The 22753-nt window shown below is 30.0% G+C and carries 16 protein-coding genes; all 16 read left to right on the top strand.

The window, feature by feature from the left end; genetic code table 11:
• Positions 1-17: 17 nt before the first annotated feature.
• Positions 18-1436: a glycosyltransferase family 2 protein gene (locus psyc5s11_RS23620; RefSeq protein ID WP_224034909.1), complete on the top strand. Its 1419-nt coding sequence runs from the start codon at positions 18-20 to the stop codon at positions 1434-1436.
• A gap of 333 nt (positions 1437-1769) precedes the next feature.
• Complete coding sequence (locus tag psyc5s11_RS23615; RefSeq protein ID WP_224034908.1) at positions 1770-3722, top strand: DNA gyrase/topoisomerase IV subunit B; 1953 nt, start codon at positions 1770-1772, stop codon at positions 3720-3722.
• A gap of 34 nt (positions 3723-3756) precedes the next feature.
• Positions 3757-6666, top strand: a complete 2910-nt coding sequence (locus psyc5s11_RS23610) for a DNA topoisomerase IV subunit A (RefSeq protein WP_224034907.1) — start codon at positions 3757-3759, stop codon at positions 6664-6666.
• A 90-nt stretch (positions 6667-6756) separates the two neighbouring features.
• Positions 6757-7308 carry a DJ-1 family glyoxalase III gene (locus tag psyc5s11_RS23605; RefSeq protein ID WP_224034906.1) on the top strand — a complete coding sequence of 184 codons (552 nt, stop codon included), beginning with the start codon at positions 6757-6759 and terminating at the stop codon, positions 7306-7308.
• A 214-nt stretch (positions 7309-7522) separates the two neighbouring features.
• Complete coding sequence (recJ, locus tag psyc5s11_RS23600) at positions 7523-9289, top strand: single-stranded-DNA-specific exonuclease RecJ (protein WP_224034905.1); 1767 nt, start codon at positions 7523-7525, stop codon at positions 9287-9289.
• Positions 9290-9313: 24 nt separating this feature from the next.
• The gene (locus psyc5s11_RS23595) at positions 9314-10387 is read left to right on the top strand and encodes an undecaprenyldiphospho-muramoylpentapeptide beta-N-acetylglucosaminyltransferase (RefSeq protein ID WP_224034904.1); all 1074 of its coding nucleotides are present in this window, start codon (positions 9314-9316) and stop codon (positions 10385-10387) included.
• A 150-nt stretch (positions 10388-10537) separates the two neighbouring features.
• Complete coding sequence (locus psyc5s11_RS23590) at positions 10538-10969, top strand: flavodoxin domain-containing protein (protein WP_224034903.1); 432 nt, start codon at positions 10538-10540, stop codon at positions 10967-10969.
• A 159-nt stretch (positions 10970-11128) separates the two neighbouring features.
• Positions 11129-14638, top strand: a complete 3510-nt coding sequence (gene nifJ, locus psyc5s11_RS23585; RefSeq protein ID WP_224034902.1) for a pyruvate:ferredoxin (flavodoxin) oxidoreductase — start codon at positions 11129-11131, stop codon at positions 14636-14638.
• Positions 14639-14815: 177 nt separating this feature from the next.
• Positions 14816-15190: a DUF1292 domain-containing protein gene (locus psyc5s11_RS23580; protein WP_224034901.1), complete on the top strand. Its 375-nt coding sequence runs from the start codon at positions 14816-14818 to the stop codon at positions 15188-15190.
• Positions 15191-15502: 312 nt separating this feature from the next.
• Positions 15503-16696, top strand: coding sequence for a pyridoxal phosphate-dependent aminotransferase (locus psyc5s11_RS23575; RefSeq protein WP_224034900.1), 1194 nt, complete (start codon positions 15503-15505; stop codon positions 16694-16696).
• 475 nt (positions 16697-17171) lie between these two features.
• The gene (locus psyc5s11_RS23570; RefSeq protein WP_224034899.1) at positions 17172-17810 is read left to right on the top strand and encodes an HAD-IB family hydrolase; all 639 of its coding nucleotides are present in this window, start codon (positions 17172-17174) and stop codon (positions 17808-17810) included.
• A gap of 57 nt (positions 17811-17867) precedes the next feature.
• Positions 17868-18602, top strand: coding sequence for an aminotransferase class IV (locus tag psyc5s11_RS23565; RefSeq protein WP_224034898.1), 735 nt, complete (start codon positions 17868-17870; stop codon positions 18600-18602).
• A gap of 129 nt (positions 18603-18731) precedes the next feature.
• Positions 18732-20690, top strand: coding sequence for a DUF342 domain-containing protein (locus psyc5s11_RS23560; protein WP_224034897.1), 1959 nt, complete (start codon positions 18732-18734; stop codon positions 20688-20690).
• A 14-nt stretch (positions 20691-20704) separates the two neighbouring features.
• Positions 20705-21154 (top strand): chemotaxis protein CheW, encoded by a 450-nt coding sequence (locus psyc5s11_RS23555; protein WP_224034896.1) that lies wholly within the window; start codon positions 20705-20707, stop codon positions 21152-21154.
• 9 nt (positions 21155-21163) lie between these two features.
• Complete coding sequence (locus tag psyc5s11_RS23550; protein ID WP_224034895.1) at positions 21164-21652, top strand: chemotaxis protein CheD; 489 nt, start codon at positions 21164-21166, stop codon at positions 21650-21652.
• Positions 21653-21669: 17 nt separating this feature from the next.
• Entirely contained in the window at positions 21670-22752 is a 1083-nt protein-coding gene (locus tag psyc5s11_RS23545; protein ID WP_224034894.1) for a protein-glutamate methylesterase/protein-glutamine glutaminase, read from the top strand.
• Position 22753 lies beyond the last annotated feature (1 nt).

Genomic DNA, 22753 nt, shown 5'->3' with positions numbered 1-22753 from the left:
TATTAGGAGTGAATGTAATGGGAAATTATATTTTGACCATAACAGCGTTCTTTCAAATTTTTGTTTTTGCGATAACATGTTATTATTTATTTTTAGGATTAATAGGTCTTTTTAGAAAAGCAGAAAAGAAAAATTATACACCTAAAAATAAATTCGCATTATTAATTGCAGCACATGATGAAGAAGTGGTTATTGGTAGTCTTATAGAAAGTATGTTAAAGCTAGAATATCCTAAAGACATGTATGATATTTTCGTTATTGCAGATAATTGTACAGATGATACAGCTAAAATAGCTAAAGGATATGGAGTAAATGTTTGTGAAAGATTTGCAGAAGATAAAAAAGGTAAAGGCTATGCATTAGAATGGATGTTTGCAAAGCTGTTTGATATGAAGAAACAGTATGATGCTGTTGCCATATTTGATGCAGATAACCTTGTACATAAGGATTTCTTAAAAGAAATTAATTCTAAGATGCAGGATGGATATAAAGTTGTACAGGGATATATAGATAGCAAAAATCCAGAGGATTCATGGATTGCTGCATCATATTCTATAGCGTTTTGGACTCAAAACAGAATGTTCCAATTATCTAGATCAAATGTAGGACTTTCCAATCAAATTGGTGGTACAGGATTTGCAGTAGAAACTAATACATTAAAAGAATTAGGCTGGGGTGCTACGTGTCTTACAGAAGACTTAGAGTTTACTTGTAAGCTTGTGCTAAATGGAGAAAAAGTAGGATGGGCTCATGATGCTATTATATATGATGAAAAGCCATTGAAGCTTAAGCAATCATGGACTCAAAGAAAAAGATGGATGCAAGGATTTACAGATGTTGCTTCAAGGTATTTCTTTAAATTAGTTAAGAAATCAATTGTAGAAAGAAAATTTTATATGTTTGACTGTGCATTATATGTATTGCAACCATTTGTAACGTTACTAATAGCAGCTGCAGCTGTGTTAACATTAATACAGATAAATACTGAAAGTGGGTTAAATATATTTATTATTAACAATTTGTTTGGTGATGATGGTACTGCTAATAATCCAGGAGTCATAATTTTTAGAATATTCGTAGCTATTCAATTTTTAATTACACCACTAATATTAGCAATTGATAAAAAAGTTACAAAACCATTTTTAGTTATGATGATATTATATACAAGTAATGTTTTTGTAGTTCCTATTTTAACTGCTAATATTCATAATTGGATTATTGGATCATTAATAGGAATAGGATATAACTTATCATTCTTAATATTGACTGGAGTATTCTTAGGAAAGAAAGAGTTAATATTATTCTTTAGATTTTGGTTATATGGATTATATACATTAACATGGGTACCAATTACAATTCAAGGTATTTTAAATAAGAATAATAAGGAATGGAATCATACAAAGCATGTTAGAAAGATAGAAATATGCGATGTATAAAACTTTAAAATTCTAAAATTGATTTTAGGAGTGTGTTATTAATTTTAATAGTGCACTCTTTTTTATGCATAAGAGGAAAGTATAAGAATTGAAGTGTGACGGTTGAGCTTTGTATGTGTAAAATATCTTGATTGTGCTTCTCACTGTGTTCATATGTGAAAAGTTCTTGGTTACACTTAATAAGTTCCTTATTGTGCTTCGCACTCTTCTTATAGGTGCGTACTTTTTAATATGTGTAAGTTTTTTTGACAATACAGCGGAAAGGAAGTATATTTTTATAGAACAGAAAAAATACAAACAAATAAGAACTGGTGTTCAAAGTGGAGGGGTTTTATGGAATTGAAAAATACTAATGCTTATGATGTAACGGATTTAACATCACTTGAAAAATTAGAACCTGTAAGAGTAAGGCCAGGAATGTACATAGGTTCTACTGGAAGCAAGGGGCTGCATCATTGTATATGGGAAATAATTGATAATTCCATAGATGAAATAGCTAATGGGTATGGAAATAAGGCAAGTATAACTTTAAATGAAGATAAAAGTATCACAATAATAGATAATGGAAGGGGAATTCCTACAGGGATTCATCCAATAAAAAAGAAATCTGGGATTGAAATGGTATTTACTGAACTACATACAGGAGGAAAGTTTGATAATAAAAACTATAAAACTTCTGGAGGTCTTCACGGAGTTGGAGCTGCTGTTGTAAATGCTTTATCAGAATGGCTAGAAGTTGAAGTATATCAGAATGGTAATATATATAGACAAAGATTTGAATATGCTTTTGATAAAGAATTAAAAAGAGATATGCCAGGAACAACAGTTGGAAGTTTAAAGATAATTGGGAAAACAGACAAGATTGGTACTAAAGTTACATTTAAACCAGATAAAGAAATTTTCTCAACAACTGATTTTAAATTTGACATAATAGATAGTAGATTGCAAGAATTAGCATTTCAAAATAAAGGTATAACGCTAGAACTAATAGATAAAAGAAAAGGACAAGAAATAACTAAGGAATATTATTCAGAAAATGGTCTTTTAGATTTTATTAATTATTTAAACGAAAGTAAAACACCAATTCACGAAACACCTATAATTTTTGATGGTGAAAGAAACGTTGGAAGTCTTCAAATGTATGGAGAAGTTTGTATGCAATTTACAGATTCAACTACTGAATATATTGCAAGTTATGTAAATAATATTCCAACAACTGAGGCAGGAACTCATGAAACAGGGTTTAAAACTGGAATGACAAGAGCTTTTAAAGAATGGATGAAGAAGCTTGGACTACTTAAGGAAAAGGAAAAGGAATTTGAAGGTGACGACTTAAGAGAAGGAATGACAGCTATTGTAAGAATAAAAATTACAAATCCTATCTTTGAAGGTCAAACTAAAACTAAGCTTGGTAATAATGAAGCATATACTATGATGAATGATTTGGTTTATACTAAATTTTCTGAATGGATTGAAGATAATAAGAGTTTGGCAACAAGTATAATAAATAATGCGCTTGAAGCAGCAAAAAGAAGAGATAAAATCAAGAAAATAAATGAAGCAGAAAAAAAGAAGATAGGTAAAGGTGCAGCACCACTTGCGGGTAAGGTTGCCGTATGTACATTAAAAGATAAAACTGTAAATGAATTTATAGTTGTTGAAGGAGATTCAGCAGGAGGTTCTGCAAAGCAAGCTAGAGATAGAAGATTTCAAACTATAATGCCTTCTAAAGGTAAAATAATGAATACGGAAAAACAAAAGCTTGAAAATGTATTAGCTTCAGAGGAATTAAAAATATTTAATACGGCTGTTGGAACTGGGACATTAGATAACTATAAAGAAGAAGACTTGAAATATGATAAGATAATAATAATGAGTGATGCAGATGTGGACGGATATCATATTAGAACACTTTGGATGACTTATATTTATAGATATATGAAACCATTAATTGCAAATGGTCATTTATATTTAGCACAACCTCCTTTATATAAGGTTTATAAAGAAACAAGAGGTAAAACTACAATGAAGTATGCTTATAGTGATGAAGATCTAGAACAAACAAAGAAAGAAGTAGGAAAAGGTGCATTGATTCAACGATATAAAGGTCTTGGAGAAATGAATCCAGATCAATTGTGGGATACAACGTTAAATCCAGAAAGCAGAACACTTCTTCAAGTTAATATAGAAGATGCGGCAAAAGCTGAAAAGATGGTTTCACTACTTATGGGTGAAATTGTAGAACCTAGAAAGAAATACATTTATAAGTACGGAGAATTTAATTAATTGATAATTGACATGGAACAAGAAGGAGAATAGTATGGCAAAGAAAAATGATATACCTAGAGATAATAATATAGTTAGTATTCTTTTAGAAGAAGCAATGCCTGAAAATTTTTTACCATATGCAATAGAAGTTGCAAAAGATAGAGCACTTCCAGATGTTAGAGACGGTCTTAAGCCTGTACATAGAAGAATTCTATATGGTGCATATATGCTTAAAGCTTTTCCTGATAAACCTTATTATAAATCTGCTAGAATAGTTGGAGATATTTTAGGTAAGTTTCATCCTCATGGAGACTCATCTGTATATGAAGCTATGGTAATTTTAGCTCAAGAATTTTCAACGAGGGCGCCTCTTATAGAAGGTCATGGAAATTGGGGTTCAATAGATGGCGATGGAGCAGCAGCAATGAGGTATACGGAAGCAAGACTATCACCTATTGCAATGGAAATGTTACGAGATATTGAAAAAGATACTGTAGATATGATTCCTAATTACTCTGATAGTGAAATAGAACCTAAGGTATTACCAAGTAGATATCCAAATCTTTTGGTAAATGGTACTTTTGGTATAGCAGTTGGTCTTGCAACTAATATACCACCACATAATTTAGAAGAAGTAACCAATGGAGTATTGGCTTACATAGATAATAACGAAATAACTACCTCACAACTTATGGAATATATAAAAGGACCAGATTTACCTACAGGTGGAATTTTAATTGGAGAAAAATCTATGTTGTCAGCATATGAAACAGGAGAAGGAAAAGTTGCATATAGAGCTAAGACTTCAATTGAAAAATTAGAAAATGGAAGAGTTGGAATAGTAATAACTGAATTCCCGTATAGGAGAAATAAAGCTAAACTTCTTCAATTAATATCTGAAATGACAGGTGATAAAAGACATGCAAAATCATTGGAGTCAATAACGGATATTAGAGATGAATCAGATAGAAATGGAATAAGAGCTGTAATTGAACTAAAGAAAAACGCTGGTGAAGATGTTGCAGACAAGGTGCTAAAATATTTATTTAAAAAGACTGATTTACAATGCAATATAAGTTTTAACATGGTTGCCCTTGCAAATGGAAAGCCAGAAACTATGAGTTTAAAGGCTATAATAAAATATTATGTAGAACACCAAAAAGAAGTAATAACTAGACGAACTCAAAAGGAACTGGATACAGCAAAAAAAAGATTTCACATTGTTGAAGGTTTTATTAAAGCAATAAATGTGTTAGACCAAATTATAGCAATTATTAGAAGCTCGAAATCTAAAAAGGATGCTTCGGATAATTTGATTAATAAGTTTGAATTTTCAGAAGCTCAAGCACAAGCTATATTAGAGCTTATGTTATATAGATTGACGGGTCTTGAAATAGAAATATTTGAAAAAGAATATTCACAGCTTAAAAACATTATTAAAAAACTTGAGAAGATTTTATCTGGTGAAAAAGAACTTTTTAAAGTGATAAAAACAGAGCTTAAAGAAATAAGTGATAAATATGGAAATAAGAGAAGGACTGCAATTGTAAAAGATGATAATGAAAGTAAAATTGATATTGAAGAATTAATTGTAATAGAAGAAGTTATGATTACAATATCAAAGGATGGTTTCATTAAGAGAATACCGTTAAAAAATTACAATAGATCAAGTTCTAATCCAGAGGATATTGAATATAGAGAAAATGATTCGTTAAAATATTTAATAAGTTCAAATACCAAGGATACTTTACTTATATTTACGGATAAAGGATTCATGTATCAAACAAAGGGGATTAATATACCGGAATTGAAGTGGAAGGAAAAAGGAGAGCGATTAGATCAAGTAATTAAAACTGCAAATTTGGATAACGAAAAGATAGTTGGAGCTGTATCAGTAGATAATTTCGATCCAAACAAAGCATTTAGATTTATAACTAAACATGGTGGAATTAAACAAAGTTCAGTGGATAAGTTTCAAACTTCATATACTAAACTCCAAGCTTTAAAGCTTAGAGATGATGATGAATTAATGGATGTATCAATAAGAAAAATAAAAGAAGAAAGCAAGTTCTTAAGAGTTAAAAGCAAATTAGGTTTAGAGTTCACTCTTGAAGTCCATAACTTGGAAGATACTTCTAGAAATATATTACCTATTCAATTGTTTAATTTTGCGGAGGAAGATGAGATTATTGAAGTAGAAGATACAAATGAAATAGAATATTTTGAATTGAGTCTTGGAATTACAGATAAGAATAAGCTTAAAGTTTATGGAAGAATTAAAGAAGATTCTTTAAAAGTTAAAACTAATTCACTAAAAGAATTATTAATGTTTAGTAATAAAGGGTATGTTTATAAAGTACCAGTATTCTTAATGAAAAATGTAATTAATGATGAAATTCCAGTAGAAGCATTCTTAGGAAAGCTAGAAAAGGGAGAAAAGATAGTTAGTTTAGTTTCAATTGATTCTTATGATGAAGAACTTGGAGTATATACTTTTACTAAAAAAGGAATGGTTAAGAAGACTTTATTAAAAGAATTTGAAGGGGAGTACTTTAAACAAGTATGCCATAAATTTAAATTTGAAGACGACGAAGTAGTTTCAGTAGAGATAGATAAAATGAAGCTTGGATATTTAGTTATGATAACTAAAAAAGGAATGGGAATAAGATTTCCTGTTGAAAATGTTAATACCATGGGAAAAGTAGCTTCAGGCGTTACAGGAATGAGCTTGAGAGATGAAGATGAAGTTATTTTTGGGAAATATCATAGTAACTACATAAGTAGCGAAGGAAATAGCATAACTTTATCAGCAGATAAAACTGAAGTGGTGTTGACTTCTAAATCTAAAGAAAAGTCAGCAATTAAAATAAATGATATTAAATTGCAAAATAGAGCAGGTAGAGGTACAAACATAATGATGATTATACTTGATGACGAAATAAAAGATGTAACTGTAAATTAAATGAGATATAATTAAGACAGTGTAGAGTGAGGATGTTCTAAAGATTAGTTTAGGATATCCTCATTATTTAAATTAAGAGGAGGAATTAATATGAAGAAAGTATGTATATTGTTAGCAGATGGTTTTGAAGAAATAGAGGCATTAACTGTGTCGGATATAATGAGAAGAGCAAATTTAACTTGTGATTTAGTTTCAATTGGAGAAAAACAAGTTGAATCAAGTCATGGGGTAGTAGTTCAAGCTGATAAATTTTTTGATGAAGATATGGAATATGATTTAGTAGTAATTCCAGGTGGTATACCAGGAGCAACTAATTTAAGAGATGATGAAAGAGTAATAAAATTTATAAAAAGACAAAACAAAGAAGGTAAGTTAATAGGCGCAATTTGTGCAGGACCAATAGTACTTGGAAAAGCAGAGATTACAGAAGGTAGAAATATGACTTCTTATCCAGGCTATGAAGATGAAATGCCAAATTGTGAATATTTGGAAGAAGAAGTAGTGGTGGATGGAAATATAATAACTAGTAGAGGACCTGCAACAGCTATGGCATTTTCTTATAAATTATTAGAAAAGCTTGGATATGAGAATAAAGTAGAAGCAATTTCATCTGGCATGCTGTATAAAATGTTTATACAATAAATAAAGCTCGAAGTATTTTGATGAATAATGAATAATGAAAGATGAAAGATGAAAGATGAAAGATGAAGGAAGAAATTCCTTGGGGAATTTTAAATTAAAGGTGCCCTGCACCTAGTAAATTTAAATTTTTCGAAGAAAAATATCTTTTGGTTATTCATCATTCATTGTTAATCATTCATTAATTTTGCTCTGCAAAATTTAAAGGGGAGAAACAATGGCAGAAAAATGGTTTATAAAAAATAAAAAAGCTGATTATAATCAAATATCAAATAAATATGGAATCACAGAACTTATGAGTAAGCTTATAATAAATAGAGATATCATAAATGATGATATGATAAAAAGCTATATGAATCCAGATTTTGATAAACTTCATAATCCAAGGGATATGAAAGATTTAGAAAAAGCTGTAGGGATACTTTGTGGAAAAATAGAATCTAATAAAAAGATAAGAATTGTTGGAGATTATGATGTAGATGGAGTAATAAGTACTTATATCTTATATGAGGCATTAAAAAGATGTGATGCAAATGTTGATTATGAAATTCCAGATAGAATAAAAGATGGATATGGGATAAATATAAATATAATAAAACAAGCTAAAGAAGATGGAATAGATACTATTTTAACTTGCGACAATGGAATATCAGCTATAGAACCAATAAAATATGCTAAAGATATAGGGCTTACTGTGATAATTACAGATCATCATGATATACCATTTGCGCTAGATGAAAATAGTACTAGAAAATTCATAAGTCCAATTGCAGATGCTATAATAAACCCGAAACAAAAAGACTGTAATTATAAATTCAAGAAATTATGTGGAGCGGGAGTAGCATTTAAACTTGTAGAAGTACTTTATGAAAAATTTAATATACATAAAAAAGAATGTTATAAATTTATAGAGTTTCTTGCAATTGCAACAGTATGTGATGTTGTAGATTTAATTGATGAAAATAGAATTTTTGTTAAAAAAGGATTGGAATTAATAAATAATACTACTAATTTAGGATTACAAGAATTAATAAGAGAATGTGAAATGAATGAAAAAACTTTATCGGTATATCATTTGGGATTTATTATAGGACCATGCATAAACGCATGTGGAAGATTGGATTCGGCTAAAGAAGGATTAAAGTTATTACTTTCAAAAGAAGAAGACGAAGCAAATGAACTTGCAAAATCATTAGTCAAACTAAATCAAGAAAGAAAAGATATGACACTAGATGGTGTAGAAACTGCTATAGAAATTGTGCAAAAGAATAATATGATAAATGATAAGATATTTGTCATTTATATTCCTGATGTACATGAAAGTTTAGCTGGGATAATAGCAGGGAGAATAAGAGAAAAATATAATGTTCCGACTTTAATAATAACAAAATCTGAAAATGGAGCAAAGGGATCGGGTAGATCTATAGAAGAATATAATATGTTTGAAGAACTTGTTAAATGCAAAGATTTGCTTGGAAATTTTGGTGGTCATCCTATGGCAGCGGGATTTTCTTTGAAGGAAGAGAATATAGATGATTTTAGAAGGAAGCTAAATGAAAATACAACATTAAAAGATGATGATTTACTAAAAAAAGTTACTATAGATTGTATTTTATCTCTTGATTCAATAGATTATGAATTAATTAATGATTTAGAAAGATTAGAACCTTTTGGTAAAGCAAATTCTAAACCATTATTTGCAGAAAAAAATGTAAAATTGTTAAAAGCTACAATATTGGGCAAGAATAGAAATGTATTGAAGTTTAAAATTAAGACAAAATTTAATAAAGCTTTGGATGCTATTTATTTTGGAGATATTTATGAGTTTGAAGAAATGATAAATAATAAATATAGTAGTGAAGAGCTGCAAAAACTTTATGACGGATCATATAATGATGTGAAGGTGGACTTAGTATTTTATCCGAGTATTAATGAATATAATGGTAATGTTAGTATTCAAATTGTAGTACAGAATTATAGATAATAATTGAAGATGGGGTGATAGTTTTTGTCTAAATACAAAATAATAATGACAGGTGGAGGAACTGCAGGGCATGTAACTCCTAATTTAGCTTTAATACCTAAATTAAAAGAAAATGGTTTTGAAATAAAATATATTGGTAGTTTTGATGGTATTGAAAAAGAAATAATAACACAAAATAATATTCCTTTTTTCGGAATTTCATGTGGAAAATTAAGAAGATATTTTGATGTGAAAAATTTTACGGATCCATTTAAAATTATAAAGGGAGTTGCACAATCCATAAAAATATTATCAAAAGAAAAGCCAGATATTATTTTTTCAAAAGGAGGTTTTGTAGCAGTTCCTGTTGTTATTGCAGCATCTATAAAAAAAATACCAGTGGTAGCTCATGAATCTGATATGACGCCAGGCCTTGCTAATAAATTGTCAGCACCATTTTGCAATAAATTATGCGTAACTTTTAGAGAAAGTTTAAATCTTATAAATGGAAATAAGGGAGTACTTACAGGCAGTCCTATTCGAGAAGAAATATTTCATGGCGACAAGGCTAAAGGAAGAAGAATATGTGGATTTACGGATAATAAAGAAGTATTGTTCATTATGGGTGGAAGTCTTGGTTCAAAGATCATAAATGAACAAATAAGAAGAAATTTGGAACAACTTTTAAAAGAGTTCAATATAATTCATATTTGTGGTAAAGGGAATATAGATAAAAAACTTATAAACTTCCATGGATATAAGCAATTTGAGTATGTAACTGAAGAATTACCAGATTTGATGAAGACTGCTGATTATATAATTTCAAGAGCAGGAGCAAATTCTATATTTGAATTCTTAGCATTAAAAAAGCCGACTTTATTAATACCTCTTTCTAAGAAGGTTAGTCGAGGAGATCAAATTTTAAATTCTAAATCATTTGAAAAAGAAGGATATTCATTAATGTTAGAAGAAGAAGAACTTAAAGATGATATATTATACAAGAAAATTTTAGAACTCAAAGACAGAAAAACAGAACTTATTAATAATATGGAAAAAAGTAAAGCTAAAAATGGCGTAGAAGCTATAATAGGTGTATTATTAGAGAGTATGAATAAATGAATTTCTAAAATATATAATTATGACTTAAAATAATACAAATTGTACAACAAATCTTGCAAAAAAAAATATGTAAGATATAATAAAAGGGTAGGTTCATTTTAGTGAAAAAAGAAAGTTAATTATTTAACGAGAAGATGAGGTGCTATTTGAATGAAAAAAGTATCAATCATTTATTGGAGTTGTGGGGGAAACATAGAAGCCCTTGCAAATGTGATGGCAGATGGTGCTAGAGAACAAGGCGCAGAAGTAATTGTAAAGCATGTTGCAGATGCAACTATAGAAGATGTTTTAGAAGCTGACTCTATTGCTTTTGGGAGCCCAGCAGTGGATTCCACTAAAATAGAACAAGAAGAAATGAAGCCATTTCTAGAACAGTTGAAAGATTTAAATAAACAAAATAAAAACAAAAATTGTATTTTATTTGCGACCTATGGATGGATTGAAGATACTTTCATGGAAATATGGAAAGATGAAATGACATCTTATGGGTTTAATGTGATTGGAGATTTAGCAGTTAAAGATTCACCAACTAAAAAGCAAACCAATCTTATTAAAAAATTAGGAGAAGAACTAGTTAAATAGGATAAGTTTAAAAATGGTGTTTATGTGCGTAATGTTGGAAATAAGAATTTAATAGCTAAATATTTAGTGTGTTTATTAGGTAGTCTTTAAGACTATTTATATAAAGAATTTAAATTATTAAAAATTTAAGTTTTAAAAATAGAAAGAGGGGTCAACGCGATGAGAAAAATGAAAACTATGGACGGTAATACTGCAGCAGCTCATATATCTTATGCATTTACAGAAGTTACTGCAATATTCCCAATTACACCATCATCACCAATGGCAGAACATGTTGATGAATGGGTAGCACAAGGAAGAAAAAATATATTCGGACAACCTGTAAAAGTTATGGAAATGCAATCAGAAGCTGGAGCTGCTGGTGCTGTTCATGGATCTTTACAAGCTGGAGCTTTAACAACTACTTATACAGCTTCACAAGGTTTATTACTTATGATACCAAATATGTACAAAATTTCTGGTGAAATGTTACCATGCGTATTCCACGTATCAGCTAGAGCATTAGCTACTTCTGCTCTAAACATATTTGGAGATCACCAAGATGTTATGGCGGCAAGACAAACTGGTTTTGCAATGCTTGCAGAAGGATCAGTTCAAGAAGTAATGGATTTATCAGCAGTAGCTCATTTAACTGCTATTAAATCAAGAATTCCATTCATGAACTTTTTTGATGGATTCAGAACTTCTCATGAAGTACAAAAAATTGAAGTTTTAGAATATGATGAATTAGCAAACTTACTTGATTGGGATTCAGTTAAAGCTTTCAGAGAAAGAGCATTAAACCCAAATCATCCTGTAACTAGAGGAACTGCTCAAAATGCAGATGTCTATTTCCAAGAAAGAGAATCTGTTAATAAATTCTACGATGCATTACCAGAAACTGTTGAAGGTTATATGGCTGAAATCACTAAATTAACAGGTAGAGAATATCACTGTTTCGATTACTATGGAGCACCAGATGCTGATAGAGTAATCGTAGCTATGGGTTCAGCTACTGATGTTTGTGAAGAAACTATAGATTACTTAAATGCTAACGGACAAAAAGTTGGTGTTATTAAAGTAAGATTATACAGACCATTCTCAAATGAAAGATTATTAGCTGCTATTCCAAAAACAGTTAAGAAAATTGCTGTTTTAGATAGAACTAAAGAACCAGGATCAACTGGGGAACCATTATACTTAGATATCAGAAATGCATTCTTCGGACAAGCTAATGCACCACTTATTGTTGGTGGTAGATTTGGTTTAGGATCAAAAGATCCAAATCCAGGACACATTGCTGCAGTTTATGCTAACTTAGCACAAGATGCACCAAAGAATGGATTTACAATAGGAATCGTTGATGACGTTACAAATACTTCATTAGAAGTAACTGAAGATATAGATGCTACTCCAGAAGGAACTACAGCTTGTAAGTTCTGGGGACTTGGATCAGATGGTACTGTTGGAGCAAACAAGAGTGCAATCAAAATCATTGGAGATCATACAGACATGTTTGCTCAAGCATACTTCTTCTATGATTCAAAGAAATCAGGTGGAATTACAGTATCTCATTTAAGATTTGGTAAGAAAGCAATTAAGTCACCATACTTAATAAACAAAGCAGACTTTGTTTCATGTTCTAACCAATCATACATCCACAAATACAATGTACTTGAAGGATTAAAGCCAAATTCTACTTTCTTATTAAATACTATCTGGAGTCCAGAAGAGTTAGAAGAAAAATTACCAGCAGCATATAAGAGATTCTTAGCAAATAACAACATTAAGTTCTACACTTTAAATGCTGTGGGAATTGCTCAAGAAATTGGTCTTGGCGGAAGAATCAACATGATAATGCAATCAGCTTTCTTCAAGTTAGCTAACGTTATTCCAGTTGAAGATGCTATTAAATACTTAAAAGATTCAGTTGTATCTTCTTATGGTAAGAAGGGTGAAAAAGTTGTTAACATGAACAACGCTGCTATCGATAAGGGTGTTGAATCAATTGTTGCAATAAATATTCCAGAAGCTTGGAAGACAGTTGCAGATGAAGAAGTAGTAGAAATTAAACATATTACAAAATTTGTTAAAGATATAGTTATTCCAATGAACAGACAAGAAGGAGACGCACTTCCAGTTTCAGCATTTGCAGGAATGGAAGATGGTACTTTCGAAAATGGTACTGCAGCATTCGAAAAAAGAGGAATTGCAGTAAATGTTCCTGAATGGGATTCAGAAAAATGTATCCAATGTAACCAATGTGCAATAGTATGTCCACATGCTGTAATAAGACCATTCTTATTAACAGATGCAGAAAAGAATGCTGCACCAAGTGCAACTAAGGCAGTAGCTGCTAAAGCATTAAAGACAGAAGAACCATTATTCTATGCAATGGGTATAACACCACTTGACTGTTCAGGTTGTGGAAACTGTGCTCAAGTATGTCCAGCACCAGGAAAAGCATTAGTTATGAAACCACAAGAATCTCAACATAATCAAATAGAAGTTTGGGATTATTTAGTTCATGATATTTCAGTTAAGAAGAATCCAATGAACAAGAATACAGTTAAAGGTAGTCAATTTGAAAAACCATTACTTGAGTTCTCAGGAGCTTGTGCAGGTTGTGGAGAAACTCCATATGTTAAAGCTATAACTCAATTAGTTGGAGATAGAATGATGATTGCCAACGCTACTGGATGTACATCAATCTGGGGTGGATCAGCACCTTCAACTCCATATACTAAGAATAAAGAAGGACACGGTCCAGCTTGGGCTAATTCATTATTCGAAGATAATGCTGAGTATGGATTAGGTATGTTCTTAGGAGTTAAAGCTATAAGAGAAAGAATTGAACAAAAAGCTGAAGTTGCTATAGCTGCAAATGATTCAGCAAAAGCTGAATTACAAGATTGGTTAGACAACGTAAATGAAGGTGAAGGAACTAGAGAAAGAGCTGATAAATTAGTTTCTGCTTTAGAAACATCTAATACTGAAGTTGCTAAGGAAATATTAGCTGAAAAAGACTATTTAGTTAAGAGATCACAATGGATCATCGGAGGAGACGGATGGGCTTACGATATCGGATACGGTGGAGTTGACCATGTATTAGCTACTGGAGAAGATGTAAATATTTTAGTAGTAGATACAGAAGTTTACTCAAACACTGGTGGTCAATCATCTAAAGCTACTCCAACTGCTGCAATAGCTAAATTTGCTGCAAGCGGTAAGAAGACTAAGAAGAAAGATCTTGGAATGATGGCTATGAGTTATGGTTATGTATATGTAGCTCAAATTAACATGGGAGCTGATAAGAACCAAGTTATTAAAGCAATCGCAGAAGCAGAAGCTTATAAAGGACCATCATTAATAATTGCTTATGCACCATGTATAAACCACGGATTAAGAATTGGTATGGGTAACAGCCAAGAAGAAGCTAAGAGAGCTACTGCATGTGGATATTGGCAAATGTACAGATTCAACCCAACTTTAAAAGAAGCTGGAAAGAATCCATTTACATTAGATTCAAAAGAACCAACAGCAGATTTCAAAGAATTCTTAATGGGAGAAGTTAGATACTCTTCTCTTGCTAAAGCATTCCCAGAAGCAGCCGATGCTTTATTTGAAAAGACTCATCAAGATGCTATAGAAAGATTAGAAGGATACAAGAAATTAGCTAATCAACAATAGTGTAAAATAATAAATAAATAAATAAATTTGCGCAATAAAAAAGAGTCATTCTTTGAAAAAAGAATGGCTCTTTTTCATCAAAATTGCGTTGCAATTTTAAGTATTTAAGGTTAAAATTAATTGATATATCTGAAAATTAATTTTTTCAGATAAGTAGAACCTAAAGGAGGCTATAAAATGGAAAAAGATTTAGAAAAATGCGGATGTAATGATGAAGAAAAAAATTGTGGATGTGGTGGACACGGCCATGATGAAGATCATGAATGTAATTGCAAACATGACGACGATGAACATGAATGTGGTTGTGGATGTGGTGAAGAAGATGAAGAAGACTTCGTTATAGATTTAGAAGACGAAAATGGAAATATAGTTACATGTCCTATAATTGATGAATTTGAATATGAAGAGAAGTCATATTACTTAGCTCAAAATCCAGAAGAAGATTCAGTTTATCTTTTTAGACTTGATAATGAGGAACTTGTAGTTCCGGACGAAGAGGAATTTGATAGAGTATCAGCTTACTACCAAGATGAATTAGTGGGCGAAGAATAGAAAATATAAGACTTTAGTATTAATACTAAAGTCTTTTCTTAATGTCAGTAGAGACTGAAGGATGAATAATGAATAATGAATAATTTAGGGGGAAAAGCCTTTGGCTTTTTATAAATAAAAATAAATAAAAGAAATTGCGAAGTAATTTCAACCTTAAATCATTCATTTTTCATCATTAATCATTAATCATTAATCGTGGTTTTGCCACTCTGTTTACAAGTTAATATATTAATGATATATTTTTATTATATTACAAAAATGTACAATTTAATTAAGGCATATTCAATTGTCTAAAATGGAGGGAATAAAGCAATGCAATTATCTAAAAAAGCGGGCAATATGAGTCCATCTATTACATTGGCAATTACAGCTAAAGCAAATGAATTAAAAAGTCAAGGGGTTGACGTGGTAAGCTTTGGGGCTGGTGAACCAGATTTTAATACGCCAGAAAATATAATTCAAGCTGCTATAAAAGCAATGCATGATGGAAAAACTAAATATACTCCAGCAGGTGGTATATTAGAGCTAAAACAAACTATATGTGAAAAGTTTAAAAATGACAATGATTTAGAGTATAAGCCAAGTCAAATAACAATTTCTACTGGTGGTAAACAGTGTTTAGCGAATGCTTTCATGGCTATCTTAAATCCAGAAGATGAAGTGTTAATTCCAGTACCATATTGGGTTAGTTATCCTGAATTAGTGAAGTTGGCAGATGGAATACCGGTATTTGTAGAAACATCTAAAGAAAATAATTATAAATATACAATATCTGATTTAGAAAAAGCTACTACAGATAAAACAAAAGCAATATTAATAAATAGTCCTAATAATCCAACTGGAACTATTTATCATGAGGAAGAATTATTAGAAATAGCTAATTTTGCTAAAGAACATAATTTGTTAATTATATCAGATGAAATTTATGAAAAATTAATATATGATGGAGAAAAACATACAAGTATAGCAGCTTTAAATGAAGATGCATATGAAAGAACAATAGTAATAAATGGTGTGTCTAAAACATATGCGATGACAGGCTGGAGATTAGGATATGTAGCTGCAAGTGAAAAAATAACTAAACTCATGACCAGTATTCAAAGTCATATGACATCAAATGTAAATACAATAGCACAATATGCAGCAATAGAAGCATTGAATGGACCAATCGAAGACTTAAATAATATGATTAAAGAATTTGAAAATAGAAGAAATTTCATGATATATAAATTAGAAAAATTAAATGAAATATCTATTATAAAGCCAAGTGGAGCATTTTACATTATGGTTAATATATCAGCATATTTAAATACTACTTTTAGAGAACAAGTTATTAATAATTCAGTAGACTTTGCAAAAGTATTATTGGAAGAAGAAAAAGTTGCAGTAATACCTGGAATGGGATTTGGATTAGATGATTACATAAGATTATCATATGCAACATCTATGGACATAATAGAGACTGGAATAGATAGAATATCAATATTTTTAAGTAAAATCAAATGATAAATGTATAGATACCCACAACTGAAATCGTACTTAGGCGTATAATCCGCCGAAATTGAATACATATTTATTCCATAGGACTAAGAAAATTTTGCTGGAAGTTTCTAAATGTCAGGTTGCACCCATTTCTGCATGCTCCTGAGGCAAGCTCAGGACAAGCAAAAATGGAACAACCTGCCATTAAGAAACTTCGACAGCTCATTTTCAATGCCTATTGCACAAATATGTATCCAATTTCTCTGTTTAGATATAACATAAATACAGTGAATATTGAGTATAATACCAACAATAAGTATAGCTCCTAAGGTGGGTAGCTATAACATTAATTAATAAATAATATTTAGCTCTGAACCCTTAATATTTAGAATAGAGTCTAAATATTAAGGGTGAGTGTTAAGAATTAAATATTAGGAATTGTCATATCAACACAGTTTTGAAATAGAAACTAAGATTAAAAAAAGGTAGGTATCATACTTTGAAAAAACTTGCTATATTTGATATAGATTATACTATTACTAAAAAAGAGACTTTAATGGAATTATTTAAATATGTTATAAAAAATGATAAAAGAAATATTCGTTTTTTACCTAGAGCTATATACTGTGGAAGTATGTATGGATTAAAAATATATGATGAGAGAAAAGTAAAAGAGGAGTTTTTAAAATTTATTGATGGAATAAGAGAACAAGATTTAGCGAAACTTGTAAGGAGATTTTATGATGAAAAATTAAAAACAATATTATATGAAGATGCAATAAAAATGATGAAAAAACTTAAGAGTGAAGGGTATGATATATATTTAATTTCAGCATCACCAGAGTTTTATATTAACGAGTTTCATAATATAAAAGAAGTTGATAAAATAATAGGAACTAAATTCAATTTTAAAGATGGTATTTTTACAAGAACTATGGAGGGCAAGAATTGTAAAGGCGAAGAAAAGGTAAGAAGACTAAAAGAAGTTCTTGAAAACGAAAAAATAGAAGTAAACTTTAAAGAATCATACATGTTTTCGGACTCTTTATCAGACAAACCATTGTTGGACTTAGTTGGAAAACCATATTTAATAAATTATAGAAAAAAGCATGAGATAGAAATATTGAAGTGGAAATAAATTTTAAAAAACGTATGATTTGAGAAATTCTTGTAGAAGGAGAGGGCGTGAAAAGATATGGAAGAAAAAATAATATATGAAGTACTTAGGGTTATAAATGGTAAATCGATTTTTCTAGAAAATCATTTAAGTAGAATGAAAAATTCATTTGAATTAATTAATGAAAAATTCACATTAACATATGAAGAGATAAGTAGGAAAATAGATGATTTGATAAAATCTGAAAATAAAGTTGAAGGTAACATAAAAATAACATATGGAGTGCACGAAAAGATATTAAAGATATTCTTTATAAAACATTCATATCCTTCAAATGAAATGTACGACACAGGGGTTAAGACAATACTATATTTTGGAGAGCGTAACAATCCTAATGCAAAAATAGTTGATGATAATTTTAGGGAAAAGGTAAATAGTGAAATAAAAGAGAAAAATGTATATGAGGCTATATTAGTTAATCAAAATGGATATATAACAGAAGGAAGCAAATCTAATATATTTATGGTTAAAGATAATGAACTTTTAACATCACCAATAAATGAAGTGTTGCCAGGTGTTACTAGAGGCAAAATTATAAAAATAGCAGAAAAACTTGGAATTAAGGTTAAAGAGGTAGAGTATAAATATTCAGATATTGATAAATTAGATGGAATGTTTATTTCAGGTACATCTCCAAACATATTGCCAATAAAATCAGTAAATAATATAAATTTAGACTCAAATAACGACATTATTAGAAAATTGGCAATTGAGTATGATAATGATATAAGCCAATACCTAAAAAATCATTAAAAAATGAACTAAATTACAATTTAATGTAAAAAAACATCGATTAATATGAACTTCGCTATAAATTTCGATATAAAATTAAACTAGGCTGTGATATACTTAATTAAGAAGTATTTTAATGGGGGAGTATTTATGAATGTGAAATTTTCTGGAACATCTTTAGAAGAATGTATTGAAAAAGCATCATTTGAATTGAATATTTCTAAAGAAGCTCTAAAATATAGAGTGACTAAAGAAGAAAAAAGGTTTTTTAAAAAAAAATTTGAAATAGAAATATTAAATGACGACCTAAATACTGAAATTAAACTTGAAGAAAAAGAAATAATAGAGATTGAAGAAGAAATAGAAGTTAAAGAAACATTTGGAGCTAAGGTAGAAGATGGTAAAATAATAATAACAGAATCTAAAGATAATGATGAGATTATTACAATAAAGTCATGCTCAGGTGTGAATTTGTTTGTTAATGGAGAAAAAAGCGATCTGATAACTATAGTAACAGGTAAAGATAAAATTGAATATAAATTTGATGAAATTGAACCTATGAGAACTGTGAATATATCAATTACAACTGATAAAATGGAAGCTTATATTAATATAGAATCTATCTCAAAACACGTATATAAACTAGTTGATCAAGAATATCATAAAAATTTGACACTTATAAAGAAAAAAGTTAGCGAAGAGTATCCAACTAAATACTCTCCAAAAGAATTGAAAGAATTGATACAAAGCAAAGGAATTCGATATGGTATTATAGAAGATGAGCTTAATAATGTATGCAATGAATATCAGGTAAATAATAAAATAATAGCTAAAGGATTATCAGTTCAAAATGACATAGCAGATGAGATTCAGACTTTGTTCAAGGATTCAGAAGAATTAATAAAGCATACGGATGTTGAGCAAAAAGTAGATTATAGAAATAGATATTCATTTTCTAATGTAAAGATAGGAGATGTTATAGCAAAAATAGTACCAGGTAAATCAGGGGTAGATGGTATAGACGTTTTAGGACTGTCAATAAAAAGAAAAACAGCTAAAAAATTTATGGTAAAAACTGGAGAGGGCTGTAAACTTGAAAATAATAATATTATAGCAACTACAGAGGGAAAACCAGCCATTAAAGGAAATGTGATTGTTGTAAACAAGCTATATAAAGTAGATCAAGTGGATTTGAAAAGTGGAAATATAGATTTTGTTGGAAATGTAGACGTGGTTGGAGCTATTTCAGAAGGCATGGAAGTTAAAGTAGGAAATGATCTTCATGTGGGAAAAAATGTAGAAACGGCAGTAGTAAGATCTTCGGGAGAAATTACTATTAATGGTAACGTATTAAATTCAACAGTAACCGCTGGTTCTGAAAACGTTGAAAGAAAACAGTATTTAGATAATTTAATTAGTTTCAAAAATGTTTTAAATGAATTATGTTCTTCAGCTGAACAAATAAAAGAAAATAATCTACTCGGAATGAAAGAATATGGGGAAATTATTAAAATATTAATAGAGAATAAGTTTAAGTTACTTCCTAAATTATCAAGAAGTATTTTGAATTATAATATGTCTCAAGGAATTCAACAAAGTGATATAACTACGTTTATAATAAATAAATTATTAGGGCTTGGACCATTAAAAATAAAAAAAATAAGAGAATTGCAACAGTTTATTGAAACAGTGAAGGAAGAAATGGAAGAAATGGAAAACTCGGTGATTATTCCGACAAATATTTATTTGGCGTATGCACAAGGGGCTGAAATCGAAGCATCTGGAAGTGTTTTTATAACAGGGAAAGGACAATATAATTCTAATATAACAGCGTTAAATAATATAGAATTTACTGGTGATCATGCTGTTTCTAGAGGAGGCACTCTATGTGCTGGTCATGAAATAAAATTAAAATCAGTAGGAAGCACCGCTGGGGTTAACACCATACTAAAAGTTCCTAAAACAGGGCGTATTATGGCTGATATAGCATATAATAATACAATTTTTTGTTTTGGAGAAAGGCAAATTATGTTAGAAGAATCAGCCAAAAATGTGGAAGTATATATAGATAAAACTGGAGAAATTACAATTGATAAATTTAATTTATAGGAGGTTTATGAAAAATGGCGAATAGTGAAATTAAAATATTGATATTTGGATTAAATGGAGAACATTATGCAACAAATATAAAGGAAGTTGAAAGAATTTTGGGATATCAAGAACCAACAGTTCTTCCAGATGCACCTACCTTTGTAAAAGGAGTAATAAACTATGAACAAAGCATACTTCCAATAATAAGTTTATCAAGAAAATTTAATTTTGGACAAGATAAAGAAAGCGAAAATAGAAAAATAATAGTTGTAAAAAGAAAAGAAAATAAATTTGGAATTATCGTAGAAAATGTTTATGAAGTAAAGGATGTTAATAGTGACTTAGTGGAAGAAGCACCACAAATAACAACTACAATAGATAAAAAATATATTGCAGGATTAATAAAATTAGAAGATAATATAGTTATTTTATTAGATTTAGAAGAAATATTGTCTTCAGAGGATGAAGACAATATTTTCTAGGGGGTAAAAATGGTAAGTACAGAAATAAAAGTTGGAATAGCTGATTTAAATTTAGTGTTAGATCCAGGTGCAATAATGACAATAGGATTAGGATCGTGTATAGGCATAGCTTTATATGATAAGACTCTTAAAGTGGCGGGATTAGCTCACATAATGCTTCCGGATAGTACTCAATTTAAAAGTAGTACAAACCCCATGAAATTTGCGGATTTAGCTATTCCAATGTTAATTGAAAAAATGGAGGGCCAAGGATGTAAAAAGAGAAACCTCATAGCAAAGATTGCTGGAGGAGCTTCAATGTTTAATTTTTCTGATAAAAGTATAATAAGCGATATTGGAAAGAGGAATGGTGAAGCAGTTAAAAAATCATTGAAAGAGGTATCAATTCCAATACTTGCTGAAGAAATTGGCGGAAATAAAGGAAGAACTATGATTCTCCAAGCTAATGATGGAAAAGTAATACTTAAAGTAGTAGGCTTGGGAATTATTGAATTATAAAGAAAGGTGTGAAGTAGGTGGATAAAACAAAAGTTATAGTTGTTGATGATTCAGCTTTCATGAGAAAAGCAATATCAGATATGATAGAGTCAGAAAGCAATTTTGAAGTTGTAGCTAAATTTAGAGATGGAAGAGAACTTGTTGAAAAGGTAGATAATTACAATCCAGATATTATCACACTGGACGTACATATGAGAGATTTAGATGGACTTGCAACCCTTAAGGAATTAAAAAGACTAGGGAAAAATTATCCGGTATTAATGGTTAGTAGTTTAACAACAGAAGGATCTGAATTAACTTTAGAATGTTTAGATAATGGAGCTATTAGTTTTATAACTAAGCCATCAGGAAGTATTTCTTTAGATATAATGAAAGTTGAAAAAAATCTAATAGAGCAAATAAAAAGTATAACAAGTAATGTGAATTCTAGGAAAAATATTATGAACACAGATAAGACAAGCTATACCAATAATGATGTAGCTACAATAAAAGAAAAAAATATACAACCATTGGGTACTATAGCTAAGAACAAAAGGATAGATGCAGTTGTTATTGGAGCATCTACCGGAGGACCTAAGGCGCTTCAAGAAGTATTAACGAAACTTCCATCAGATTTAGGAGTTCCGGTTTTTGTAGTTCAACATATGCCAGAAGGTTTTACAAAAGTATTTGCAGAAAGACTAGATAAAGCTTGCAAAATGAAAGTGCTTGAAGCAAGTGAAGGAATGAAAATATATAAAGATACAATATATATTGCTAAGGGTGGTCAACATATGACTGTTGGTGCTAATAATGCACTAAGCCTAAATGAAGAACCAGCTATATGGGGTGTTAGACCAGCAGTAGATAAATTATTTAACTCTGCTATAAAGGTGTATGGAGGAAATTTAATATCTGCAATTTTAACTGGAATGGGCAGAGATGGTGCTGATGGAACTGGCAATATAAAGGATAACGGTGGGATAACTATATCGGAAGATAAATCCACATGTACAATTTATGGTATGCCCAAAGCAGCATTTGAAACTGGAAAAGTAGATTTAGTAGTTCCACTTAATGAAATAGCTAGTAGGATAATAAAAATAATTAAAGGGGTATAGA

Source organism: Clostridium gelidum, assembly GCF_019977655.1.
GTDB lineage: Bacteria > Bacillota > Clostridia > Clostridiales > Clostridiaceae > Clostridium > Clostridium gelidum.
This window is presented reverse-complemented; position numbering and strand designations above follow the sequence as displayed.

Coding starts and splice junctions, on each gene's coding strand:
- psyc5s11_RS23620 (WP_224034909.1), top strand. CDS start 18: ATGGGAAATTATATTTTGACCATAACAGCGTTCTTTCAAATTTTTGTT.
- psyc5s11_RS23615 (WP_224034908.1), top strand. CDS start 1,770: ATGGAATTGAAAAATACTAATGCTTATGATGTAACGGATTTAACATCA.
- psyc5s11_RS23610 (WP_224034907.1), top strand. CDS start 3,757: ATGGCAAAGAAAAATGATATACCTAGAGATAATAATATAGTTAGTATT.
- psyc5s11_RS23605 (WP_224034906.1), top strand. CDS start 6,757: ATGAAGAAAGTATGTATATTGTTAGCAGATGGTTTTGAAGAAATAGAG.
- recJ (WP_224034905.1), top strand. CDS start 7,523: ATGGCAGAAAAATGGTTTATAAAAAATAAAAAAGCTGATTATAATCAA.
- psyc5s11_RS23590 (WP_224034903.1), top strand. CDS start 10,538: ATGAAAAAAGTATCAATCATTTATTGGAGTTGTGGGGGAAACATAGAA.
- nifJ (WP_224034902.1), top strand. CDS start 11,129: ATGAGAAAAATGAAAACTATGGACGGTAATACTGCAGCAGCTCATATA.
- psyc5s11_RS23580 (WP_224034901.1), top strand. CDS start 14,816: ATGGAAAAAGATTTAGAAAAATGCGGATGTAATGATGAAGAAAAAAAT.
- psyc5s11_RS23575 (WP_224034900.1), top strand. CDS start 15,503: ATGCAATTATCTAAAAAAGCGGGCAATATGAGTCCATCTATTACATTG.
- psyc5s11_RS23565 (WP_224034898.1), top strand. CDS start 17,868: ATGGAAGAAAAAATAATATATGAAGTACTTAGGGTTATAAATGGTAAA.
- psyc5s11_RS23560 (WP_224034897.1), top strand. CDS start 18,732: ATGAATGTGAAATTTTCTGGAACATCTTTAGAAGAATGTATTGAAAAA.
- psyc5s11_RS23555 (WP_224034896.1), top strand. CDS start 20,705: ATGGCGAATAGTGAAATTAAAATATTGATATTTGGATTAAATGGAGAA.
- psyc5s11_RS23550 (WP_224034895.1), top strand. CDS start 21,164: ATGGTAAGTACAGAAATAAAAGTTGGAATAGCTGATTTAAATTTAGTG.